We start from the raw sequence: 10,458 nt of genomic DNA, 5'->3' as shown, positions 1-10,458 counted from the left end.
TCTCGGACACGAAACTCACACAGACACTGGACTTCTACCTGGGGACCCAACCAATGAGGTCACCCCGATAACCCGGGCACCGAGGTGCCCGGCGATCTGCATGGCATGTAGACCGAGTCCACCTCCCGCCCCGGTGATGACGACGGTTTCGCCTGGGCGTACCCGGGCGACATCGGCCAGTGCCTGCAGGCAGCTACCCACCGCGCACGCGGCGACAGCTGCCGCTGTCATTTCGACGCCGTCGGGAACTGGCAGGATCGTATCTTGTTCGAGTGCAACGTATTCAGCGTATCCCCCGTACACGAACTCAGCGTTGCTGCATCCAAGTTCGTCTCCTGACGTGCACTGAGCACAGAGGTGACATGTGTGATGCTGTTTACTCGCCACGAAATCGCCCACAGAAACGCGACGAACCGATGAGCCGGTTGCCACCACTTCGCCTGCGATCTCGTGCCCGAGTACCACATTGCTGCTGATCCGAGTCAGCCCAGATCGATCGGCTACGTCATGACCGCACACCCCGCAGGCGTCCACACGTACCACCACCTGCGTTGAGGACGGGGCGGGGTCTGGAACAGTCCGATATTCGAGCACTTCGGGTCCACCGTTGCCGCTCATCACTACTGCGTGCATGATCCCTCCTTCTTCATATCTCGGGCTTCATCTCTCGGCGCGTCGACCTCGAGGCGTGACGATTGCAGTTATCGAACGTGTTCGACGGTCTGCCCAACATCGACATAGCGTTCTCCGATCAGCCGTTTGCTTACCTTGCCGGTCGCAGTCAGGGGCACCTCACCTGGTTCGATCACCACGAAGAGTCCCGGGACCTTGTACGAGGACACGCGTTCCCGCAACCAGACGCGCAACTGTGCCGTGGCGCTTTCTGCGTCCAGTGGCGCGGCTTTACCCACAACCACTGCGCAGCAAAGGGTTTCTTCGCTGGCAGACCCGAGCGACCACCCGAAAGCGTAAGCTTCGTCCACCCACGGATGACTTTCGACGTACCCCTCCACCTCGGCTGGTGAGATCGTGATTCCGTTGATTTTGAGGACCTCTTTCAGCCTGCCAGCGAAGTGCAATCGTCCTTCGGTGTCGATCCATCCAAGGTCACCGGTTCTGAACCACCCATCGGGCGTGAACGAGGCCGCGTTTGCCGCGTCATCGTCCAGGTAACCCGGCGTGACACATCCTGACAGCTGAATCTCTCCCAGCGCGGCCGCATCTCCCGGTGAAATCTCAGCACCTGAGACCGGATCGATGCACCGGATCCGGTGAGTGGTGTTCACCGTTCCCTGGGTTTCGAGAACTACATCCAGCGGATCCCCAGGCTCGGTGACGTTGCAGTTACCATACGATTCCGTCAATCCGTAAACGCTCGAAGCGCCGACAACGCCGAGTACTTCGACGGCAAGGCGCTTGTCTTCGGCGCTGAACCCGACAGGACCGGTGCGCAAGCTGGAGAGGTCGAACTTTTCTTGGGCGTCGATTGCGACGAGTGCCCTGGTCATGGGCCCGAGACCGTAATACACGGTACATTCGTGCTTCTCGATGAACCGAGCTGAAGTCATAGCGTCGAAACGTTCTTCCAGGCAGAGAGACACCCCGTGCGTCAGTGCTACTGGAAGGGCATTGACACACCCGAATCCAAAGAACATCGGCGCGGCAAACCAGATCCTGTCCGAAGTTGTCAACGCCCACCTACGGCCCATCTCGTACGGGTTCGCCACCAGACCGTCATGCTTGACGACAACTACCTTGGGCTCAGCACTGCTCCCGCTGGTGAATACGTGCATCGAGACATCGCCGGGAGAGACCAGTTCGGAGTGTGCCGGCGTCAGCGCCTTGCGACGTTCGAGACCTTCGGGTAGATCGCCCTGCGTCCAGAAGTAGGTACCGAGCCATCCTGCCGCGTCGTCGGTCTGGAGCAGGTTCGCCTCGCCCAGGATGGATCGGTAGTCAGTTCCGTAGAAGCTGGGCGTCGCCACAATCGCTGTCAGCTTCGCCTTCCGGCGCGCAGTGATCAGCTCGGCCGTTCTGTACCACGTGTTGAGCGGCGCGGCGACGAGTCCTGCGTAGTTCAACGCCAACATGGTCACCGTCATTCTCCAGCCGTTGGGCATCAGAATTCCGACAGCTGAGCCTCGATCGAGTCCGAGGGTCTCGAACGAGGCCGCAAGGACGCGGACACTATCGGCGAACTCGGCCGCCGTCATCGTTCGATCCTCGGTCACCAAGAGAGCGCGGTCGGGATACGCCTCCGCATAGGCGTCGAGTAGCGCAGGAAGTGTTGCCGACTTTGCAAGCTCGTAGGGGGTCGGCACCTCCCTGATGTCGTTGGAATTCACTGCGTCATCCCTTCTGGGCAGTCGTGCCGGTGGTCACGCCGGACGGCGTCGTACGTTGTGTTCATCTGATTTCGCCTGTCTTCAACAGGGGCTCGTGCATCTTTAGATTCTATACAATAATGACACATCTTTCGGCGAGAACCGCTTCTTTACAACTGAAAATGAGCCTGACCAGCTCTTGACATTGATAGTGACCCAGGTAACAATATAGAATATAACTCATCTTCAGTCGCCCATGCCTCGCCTATCCGTCAACCTGAATGGTGAGCTCCACGACCAATCCTCCCAAGGGGACCTCATGGCATCACAGCCCTTGCATCACCCCGTATCGACAGCAGTCGAGCGACGGCGCCTTGTCGTCGCCGGGTTGTCCACGAGCACGATCGAGTTCTACGACTTCATGCTCTACGGAACGATGGCCGCCCTCGTCTTCAACAAGATCTTCTTTCCCACCTACAGCCCAGCTACAGGCACCCTGGCAGCCTTCGCGACGTTCGCCGTCGGCTTCGTAGCGCGACCTGTCGGCAGCGTCGTGCTCGGCCGAGTCGGTGATCGCATAGGCCGCAAGCGCACAGTGATGATCACTCTTGTGCTCATGGGCGGAGCCACGGTCGGTATCGGACTGATACCGAGTTACGACAGCATCGGCATCGCCGCCCCAGTTCTGTTGGTCACCTTGCGTTTCATTCAAGGATTCGCGCTCGGTGGCGAGGTCGCCGGCGTCGCACTGCTTCTCGTAGAGCACTCGGAGAAGCCGAGACGGAATTTGATGGGAAGTATCGTCCACATGGGCGCACTGGGTCTCATCCTCTCCTCCATCGCCACGTCCTTCTTCTCGCACGTATCCGGTGACGGCTTCCTGGAATGGGGCTGGCGCATACCGTTCCTGCTCAGCGCGGTTCTGTTCGGTTTGACATTCTGGCTGCGGAGATCGATCAATGACAGTCCGCAGTTCGTCGCCTCGACCACTGGGGATGCGAATCAGTCCCGGCTGAGTCTCAGCCAGACGTTCACCCGATACTGGCAGCCCATCTTGCTGGCGACCGGTATCACTGGGGCTGGAGGCGTTGTGTATTACACAGTGTTCACCTACAGCGTTGGGTATGCGACAGGCGAACTCGGGTACGACCGGAACTCGATACTCAATGCCCTGATATTTTCGGCAGTGTTGTACACCATCGCCGTACCGATCGCGGGATGGCTGGCAGACCGCACCAGCGCGCGCACAGTACTTCTATTCGGTCTTTCCTTCTCGATCCTCTTCGCCTTCCCGTTCTTTCTGTTGTTCGACGCAGGTCCGGCCGGTGTGTTGATCGCGATGTCGATCTACCTGTGCTTCACCATGGCACCCGTCAATGCACCTCAGTTTGCCCTCTATGCGGGTCAGTTCCCTGCTTTGTCGCGGTACACGGGAACCGCCTTGTCGCAGGCAATACCGGCTGCCGCCATCGCCGGCACCGCACCATTTGTCGCGCAGTATCTACTTGGAATCACCGGTTCGAACAACTCGGTCGCCTGGTACATAGCCCTGCTGTCGGTGATAGCACTCGGTTGCGCCTGGATACTGGGGGGGCGGCCATCACACCTCGACGAGTCGAGTGTCGTGACGCAGAAGGTCAAGGACGAGTCGGCTCGTGGCCGCATTCTATGAGCGCGCAGATGCAGCGAATGGCAACTCTGGCCATATGCTTTCTCGGTCTCGCATTCGAAGGTTACGACCTTGTTGTGTACGGAACGGTTCTGCCGCAGTTGATCTCGTCGGACGAGTGGAACATCGGCCCGACACAAGCCGGCCTGATCGGCACGGCAACCGTGATCGGTATGCTGATCGGGTCGGTCATAGCTGGCACCCTGGCCGACATCGTCGGCCGCCGGCGATTGACGATCGCATCGTGTGCATGGTTCTCAGTCTGGATGCTGGCATCATCCGCTGCGCCGACAGCTTCGTTCCTCGGTGGTGCTCGATTCATGGTCGGACTCGGCGTCGGTACCTTCGTCCCATTGGTTGCGGCCCTGGCGGTGCAATGCGCGCCCGCAGGTAAGGGAAACCGCTACAGTGCCATCGCGTGGTCAGGCTATCCAATCGGTGGTGTCGTCGCTGCAGTGACAGGGTATTTCACTTTGGAGCCGCTCGGCGCTCGATTCCTGTTCGCCCTCGGTGCACTCCCCCTGATCACGATCGTTCCCCTCATGATTGCGCGCCTCCCCACAATGATCGAGAATCATGCTGTCGGTGCCGAGTTCAAGACGCCCGGCCCCAACCCGGCTGTCAGGTTGTTCTCGAGTCAGGTCCGCATGCGGACGGCGCTTTTCGGTGCACTCAGCGCATCCGGATTGATCCTCACCTACGGACTGAACACCTGGCTCCCACAACTCATGCGTGAGAATGGATATGAGCTCGGCTCGTCACTGACCTTCCTCATAGCCCTCAACCTCGGTGCGGCCGTCGTTCCCCCGATTCTCGCCAAACGCGCAGACATCTCGGGACCAGGCGTGGTGATTCTGTGCGTCTTTCTGTCAGCGTCGGTCAGCATCATGGCTTTGTCATTGCCACTGCCTCTACTCGTCGTCTATTGCTTGGTATTCATCGCGGGAGCAGGCACACTCGGTGCTCAGCTACTGCTGCCAGGGTTCGTCGCAACAGACTATCCCCGAGCCACACGCGTGGCTGCCCTGTCGTGGATCTCGGTCGCAGGCAGAGTGGGTGCGCTAGGCGGGCCGACTCTGATCGGGTTTCTGATCGCCAGCGGTAGCGAGGTGTCCACCAGCTTCTTCGTATTCGCAGCTTTCGGGATAGTGGGCGCTGCACTCACCGCGATACTGAGTCGCCGCAAACAATCGACGACCGAGCCGAATCCGGCTGAACCAACGACCACAACCGAGATCAGGAGCGTAGACCAATGAAAGATTCGATATCGTCGGCGTCTGTCGTAGGCGGATTCGCATTCACCGAGTGCCCGCGGTGGCACGACAACCGACTGTGGTTCGTGGACATGCACCTCAATCAGGTGGTGTGCGCCGACATCGAGAACGACAGTCGTACGGTACTCGAGGTGCCAGGTTCGCCCGGCGGAATTGGATGGCTTCCGGACGGGCGTTTGCTTGTTGTGATCATGGAAGAGCGGCGGATTCTGCGGCAAGACGACCTCGGATGGGTTGTCCATGCGGATCTGTCGGAGGACGTTGCAACAACGCTGAACGACCTTGCAGTGGACGCAGCAGGTAGGTGTTACGTCGGAGAGACCGGTTTCGATCCGCATGAGTACCTTGCCGGACCCGATGACATCGAGCGAGTCATGAATGGCAGCTTCGAATGCCCATCGCTGAGTCGGATCTTCATGGTCGAGCCAGACGGAAGGTACCGCGAGGTGACAGCTGGGCTGGCCTTCGCAAATGGCATCGTCATCGATGAGAACACACGACAACTGTTCGTTGCTGAATCTTTCGGGGCTTGTCTGAGCCGTTTCGACCTCGATCCGGACGGCATGTTGTCGAATCGCTCGCGTATCCCGCTCGGATTCGCTCCGGACGGCATCGCGATAGACCCGTGGGGCTGCATTTGGTCATCCGATGTATTCGGCCGAGCAGCCCAGCGTGTGACCTCCGACGGCACGATGCTGGACCGAATCCCTACACCACAGCTCTGTCTCGCATGCGCGGTGGGCGGGCCGAGCGAACGTGATCTGTTCCTCTGCAGCTCGCCGTCCCTCGACTCCGAGGAATGTCTGAAACTGATGCAGTCGCGTATCGAAGCGACTGTAATCGGGCCGCCCCAATAGATATCAGTTCATATGGACATCAGTTCATCGGCCGAGAACGCCCTTGTCATCGAGATACTTCTGCAGTACTACTCCGGAGTGCTCGATGTGCCGCCTCATCGCTTCCGCCGCCCGTTCCGGATCTCGAGTCTTCATTGCCTCGAGAATCTCGATTCGTTCATCAGTCGACGGATACAAGCCGGTGGTCTCGTAGAAGCGATTCGGCACGTAGGACAGCGACGTGGCAAGCAGCATGGTGAGCTTGGGCGAGTCAGCGTTGCGGTTGATGAGCCGATGAAACTCGCTGTTGAGACGCTGAACCGATGCGGGATCGTTACCGACGGCGGTGACCAATTCCTCGTGAATCCGGGACAACTCGTTCACTTGCTCCCAGCTGAGCCGCGTGGCGGCACGGCGAGCCAGCTCCGCGGCCAGATAAGCTTGAACACCGAATATGTCATCGATATCCGACGGGCGCAGTGCGAGAACGCGGAAGCCCTTTCGAGGTTCGAGGCGGAGAAAACCTTGACCTCGTAGAGCCTGCAGACCCTCCCGGACTGGCGTTTGACTGACGCCCATTTGGGCCGCCAGGGTTTCAGTCCGAATGTATTGTCCCGCCTTGAACCTGCCCGTCATGATCTCTTCGCGTACGAATGATTCGACTTCGGCGGACAACTGCCTCCGCCCGCTCGGGACGGGTAGATCGTGGTGCTGGTCCACGGCCTTCATGGACGACCTCCTGTCGTGGTACGAGCTGAGACTACTGATGTCGGCGCATGAAACGCAGACCCGATATTATATATAGTACGGTGTCGCCTTTGCACTGCGAGCGCAGCAACGTAATACGTCGGACATCCTTGCTCGCAGTTCAGTTACTGTATAGAATATATTGACTACAGGGACGTTGGGCGCGCGCCCGAGGTACGGGGCCCGAGAAAGGATCGCGAGCACATGAAGTCAGTCGACCAACTGAGGGGGGCGAGTGCCGTGGTCGGAGTCGGCACCACGCCTTTCGGTAAACTGCCAGGTTATTCCGCCGACGATCTTGGGAATTGGGCACTCCACGAGGCGCTTTCAGATGCGGGTTTGTCGGTGAAAGACATCGACGGCCTGGTCGTGAACAGGATGAGCTCCTACGAGTCCGTTGCCGCAAGCCTAGGCATTCAGCCCGAATGGATGGCTCAACTTCCAGCAGAGGGACGAATGTCCGGTGCCTCGATCGAGATGGCGGCCATGGCGATCGCTTCAGGATTATGCAAACGCGTTGCACTTGTCTACGGCAACAACGGCCGATCAGCCGGTGCCACCTACGGCGGCGTAGTCGGAGAGGCCTACGGTACGTCCGCCGATCTCACTGCGCCGTACGGTTTTACGTCGCCGGGAGCGTTCTACTCGATGATGTATCAGCGCCACAAGCATCTCTACGGCACGACCGACGATCAGCTCGCCACGGTTGCGATGACATTTCGGCATCACGCTTCACTCAACGAAAATGCAGTAATGCGAACGCCTCTCAGTCGCGAGGACTATCACAACTCCCGCTACATCGTCGATCCGCTCCACGTCATGGACTACTGCCTCATCAATGATGGAGGAGTGGCACTGATCATGTGTGCATCCGATGAGGCCGGTGACTACCCCAACCCGCCCGCGTATGTCCTGGGCTTCGGGCAGCAGGGCCAACTGGTGGACTCCGACTTTCCACCGGCAGACAACTGGTGCAGCGCCGTTCGGTCAGTGGGCGAACGTACGTACCGCATGGCGGGAATCGAGCGCGCCGACGTGGACGCATTGATGGTGTACGACAATTTCAGCCCCAACGTTCTGTTCGCGCTCGAAGGCCTGGGGTTTTGCGAACAGGGCGAATCGGGTGACTACATCCAGGGCGGACGAATCGGCATCGAGGGAGAACTCCCCCTCAATACGAGCGGCGGTCACCTTTCGGAGAGTTACATGCAAGGTTGGGGCCTCACAGTGGAAGCTGTACGACAGATCAGAAGGTCCTGCGGAGAACGACAACTCGACAAAGCATCTGTAATTCAGTATGTGTGTCCGTCGCCCGTCGTCTCGTCGATTATCTACGGATCGGAAAAGTGAATGCACACCAACTCGATTCCATTCACCCCGTCGGATCGTCTACTGACTCCGTACTTCGAGGCATTGGATCGGCACGTTCTGACCACCACGCGCTGCACGAGCTGTCTGACTGCCCAATTTCCTCCACGCACAGCCTGCAGTGCGTGCGGCACCTTCGATGCGTTCGAGTGGATCGAGGTATCCGGCAAAGGGGAAATCTGGACCTTCGGAATATTTCACAAGATGTACTTTCCGAACTTCGGTCCGGCCCCGTACAACGTGGCAGTCGTCCAACTCGACGAAGGCACCAAACTGGTGACCAACATTAATGACGCCGATGATCTCGAACTATCAATTGGATTGCGCGTACATGCCGTGTTCGTCGATATCGACGGACACACCGCTGTTCGTTTCGCACCAGACACGATAGCGACCGTCGCCAACGAAGAGAGCCGCTGATGTCTACTCGAGAACAGTCTTCCTCGATACTTCGACTTCCGGACAGTGCCAGTCTGATCGCGGACGGTATCGGCTTCACCGAGGGCCCGGCGAAAATCGACGATGACTCAGTGGTTGTAACCAGTATCAATCGTGGTCAGATCTACCGTGTGCCTTTGGACGGTTCAGGGGCGACACTGCTGTGCGAAACCGGCGGCGGCCCTAACGGAATCGCGTTGGATCGGTCCGGCGGGATCTGGATCACTCAGAACGGCGGGACTGCCATGCCGTCACGCTCGACTCTGGACGCGGTGCCGTCGTTGCAACGATGGATGAACGGACAGCTGACCGTCGAACTGGCGGGGTCGGTCACCGCTCCCAGCGATTGCGTCGTGGGGCCTGATGGACGGGTGTGGTTCACGGACACAGCAGAACATGGGATAGGTGAGGTCAAGCCTGGGCGGTTGCTGACCTATGACCCGGTGAGCAGCCAACTCGAAACCCAAGTCGACGGGTTGATGTTCCCTAACGGTCTGGCGTTCGACGGGGACAAGCTCTACGTTGCCGAGACCGCAACCGATACTGTTCGCCGATACAGTGTGTCGCCGGAGAGTTGCCGCGCCGACGGTTGGACAGTCACACTCACCACGGGTCGGCCTGACGGTATGGCGCTCGATACCGAAGGCTGGCTGTGGATAGCGGGCAGTTCGGGGGACAACGTAGTGGCCGTCGACAGGTCTGGAGTAGTCAGATACGAGCTGACGTTCGGTCACCGAGTACTGGTCACAAGCTTGTGCTTCGCCGGCCCCGAGCTCAACACCCTTGTCGTCACCATCGCCAAGGGAGGGACCGTTGTCGCGCTCCCGGCAGTTCATCCCGGCACGCCTCTACCGGTCACCACGCTATGAATACCGATGACGTCCGCGCGACCGTCGAGCGTGTCTACGGTTCCGTCAGTAGTCAATGGGAGCTGCTGATCGAACTGGATTGGGAGTTCGCCGCTGCGTTTGCGGAATACGTCGATGCGGCATACAGCGCTGCTGAACTCGAGCCACATATCCGAGAGCTCCTACTGCTGGCGCACGATGCATCGATGACTGTTCTCGATCCAGGCGGAGTACGCAGCCGTATCCGGCGGGCTATCGGTCATGGAGCCAGCCAGAGGGAAGTGCTCGATATTCTCGAAATGCTGTCCATGATCTCCACGCACAGCCTTGCCGTCGGACTGCCACGCATATTCGAGCCTGAAGAGTACGCAGTACCTGCTTCGACGAAGGGTGGTTACTGGGAGGCCTTCGAGGTGCCATTTCCCGGAGTTCACGGAATGATGGCCGAGCACACCCCTCGTCTTTTCTCCGCATATCGATCAATGGGTCGAGTACTGTGGAGAAAAGATGGTCTGGCCCCGAAATGGCGAGAACTTGCCTTGGTCGTAGCGGACCTCTCGACGACTCACTTGTATGCCGAAGGCGCCAAACTGCACATCGACAATGCTCGCCATTACGGCGCTACGGATGCGGAAATCGTTGCCGCACTGGCCCTCACACTTCCATTCTCGGTCAACACCATCGAAGTGGGAATGCGGGCACTGGCGGACGTCACCGAGGAAGTGCGCAACGCCGGCATCGCGGGCACGGTCGATTGACACGGTTCCGTGAGCAACTGTTGCTGACAGCAACAGTTGCTCACCCCCTGTCGTTCTGGTCCCGGATTTGCCGAGGAGTTTTACCATCGTCATGGGCCAAGCCGACCCCATGACGAGGCGTAAACAACGCCCAGATCGAATATTTCATCGGAGCCCCGGCGCGCCTGCTTTGGGGTGGAAAAGTGCCTGTAGCGCA

General features: G+C 59.1%; 10 protein-coding genes. 7 read left to right on the top strand and 3 right to left on the bottom strand.

The window, feature by feature from the left end; genetic code table 11:
- Positions 1 to 15: 15 nt before the first annotated feature.
- The gene (locus ACODSO_RS27050) at positions 16 to 633 is read right to left on the bottom strand and encodes an alcohol dehydrogenase catalytic domain-containing protein (protein ID WP_489039764.1); all 618 of its coding nucleotides are present in this window, start codon (positions 631 to 633) and stop codon (positions 16 to 18) included.
- 68 nt (positions 634 to 701) lie between these two features.
- Positions 702 to 2,345, bottom strand: coding sequence for a class I adenylate-forming enzyme family protein (locus ACODSO_RS27045; RefSeq protein ID WP_489039762.1), 1,644 nt, complete (start codon positions 2,343 to 2,345; stop codon positions 702 to 704).
- A gap of 298 nt (positions 2,346 to 2,643) precedes the next feature.
- Between ACODSO_RS27045 and ACODSO_RS27040 the strand changes: the two genes are divergently transcribed.
- The 3 genes from ACODSO_RS27040 to ACODSO_RS27030 are packed head-to-tail and all read left to right on the top strand — an operon-like array spanning position 2,644 to position 6,124.
- Complete coding sequence (locus ACODSO_RS27040) at positions 2,644 to 3,996, top strand: MFS transporter (protein ID WP_489039760.1); 1,353 nt, start codon at positions 2,644 to 2,646, stop codon at positions 3,994 to 3,996.
- A gap of 8 nt (positions 3,997 to 4,004) precedes the next feature.
- A complete protein-coding gene (locus ACODSO_RS27035) occupies positions 4,005 to 5,249 on the top strand; it encodes an MFS transporter (RefSeq protein ID WP_489039758.1) in 1,245 nt (414 codons plus the stop codon).
- Positions 5,246 to 6,124: an SMP-30/gluconolactonase/LRE family protein gene (locus tag ACODSO_RS27030; RefSeq protein ID WP_489039756.1), complete on the top strand. Its 879-nt coding sequence runs from the start codon at positions 5,246 to 5,248 to the stop codon at positions 6,122 to 6,124. Before ACODSO_RS27035 ends, ACODSO_RS27030 begins: the two co-directional genes overlap by 4 nt.
- A gap of 24 nt (positions 6,125 to 6,148) precedes the next feature.
- Here ACODSO_RS27030 and ACODSO_RS27025 read toward each other — a convergent pair whose 3' ends face one another.
- Positions 6,149 to 6,832, bottom strand: coding sequence for a GntR family transcriptional regulator (locus ACODSO_RS27025; RefSeq protein WP_489039754.1), 684 nt, complete (start codon positions 6,830 to 6,832; stop codon positions 6,149 to 6,151).
- Between the two features lie 222 nt (positions 6,833 to 7,054).
- On the opposite strand from ACODSO_RS27025, the gene ACODSO_RS27020 reads away from it, so the two are divergent.
- From ACODSO_RS27020 to ACODSO_RS27005, 4 genes are read left to right on the top strand one after another with little or no spacing between them, the layout of a single operon-like run.
- A complete protein-coding gene (locus ACODSO_RS27020) occupies positions 7,055 to 8,200 on the top strand; it encodes a thiolase family protein (RefSeq protein WP_489039752.1) in 1,146 nt (381 codons plus the stop codon).
- Positions 8,201 to 8,638 (top strand): Zn-ribbon domain-containing OB-fold protein, encoded by a 438-nt coding sequence (locus tag ACODSO_RS27015; RefSeq protein WP_489039750.1) that lies wholly within the window; start codon positions 8,201 to 8,203, stop codon positions 8,636 to 8,638.
- Complete coding sequence (locus ACODSO_RS27010; RefSeq protein WP_489039748.1) at positions 8,638 to 9,525, top strand: SMP-30/gluconolactonase/LRE family protein; 888 nt, start codon at positions 8,638 to 8,640, stop codon at positions 9,523 to 9,525. The genes ACODSO_RS27015 and ACODSO_RS27010 overlap by 1 nt, the downstream gene beginning before the upstream one ends.
- Positions 9,522 to 10,262: a carboxymuconolactone decarboxylase family protein gene (locus tag ACODSO_RS27005; protein ID WP_489039746.1), complete on the top strand. Its 741-nt coding sequence runs from the start codon at positions 9,522 to 9,524 to the stop codon at positions 10,260 to 10,262. The genes ACODSO_RS27010 and ACODSO_RS27005 overlap by 4 nt, the downstream gene beginning before the upstream one ends.
- Positions 10,263 to 10,458: the final 196 nt, after the last annotated feature.

This window comes from Rhodococcus sp. FG69, assembly GCF_057808915.1.
The sequence above is the reverse complement of the archived record's forward strand: the minus strand, read 5'-3'. Positions and strand labels throughout refer to the sequence as shown.

Excerpts from the sequence above, each read along its gene's own strand:
- ACODSO_RS27050 (WP_489039764.1), bottom strand. The coding sequence starts at position 633 with ATGCACGCAGTAGTGATGAGCGGCAACGGTGGACCCGAAGTGCTCGAA.
- ACODSO_RS27040 (WP_489039760.1), top strand. The coding sequence starts at position 2,644 with ATGGCATCACAGCCCTTGCATCACCCCGTATCGACAGCAGTCGAGCGA.
- ACODSO_RS27035 (WP_489039758.1), top strand. The coding sequence starts at position 4,005 with ATGCAGCGAATGGCAACTCTGGCCATATGCTTTCTCGGTCTCGCATTC.
- ACODSO_RS27030 (WP_489039756.1), top strand. The coding sequence starts at position 5,246 with ATGAAAGATTCGATATCGTCGGCGTCTGTCGTAGGCGGATTCGCATTC.
- ACODSO_RS27025 (WP_489039754.1), bottom strand. The coding sequence starts at position 6,832 with ATGAAGGCCGTGGACCAGCACCACGATCTACCCGTCCCGAGCGGGCGG.
- ACODSO_RS27020 (WP_489039752.1), top strand. The coding sequence starts at position 7,055 with ATGAAGTCAGTCGACCAACTGAGGGGGGCGAGTGCCGTGGTCGGAGTC.
- ACODSO_RS27015 (WP_489039750.1), top strand. The coding sequence starts at position 8,201 with ATGCACACCAACTCGATTCCATTCACCCCGTCGGATCGTCTACTGACT.
- ACODSO_RS27010 (WP_489039748.1), top strand. The coding sequence starts at position 8,638 with ATGTCTACTCGAGAACAGTCTTCCTCGATACTTCGACTTCCGGACAGT.
- ACODSO_RS27005 (WP_489039746.1), top strand. The coding sequence starts at position 9,522 with ATGAATACCGATGACGTCCGCGCGACCGTCGAGCGTGTCTACGGTTCC.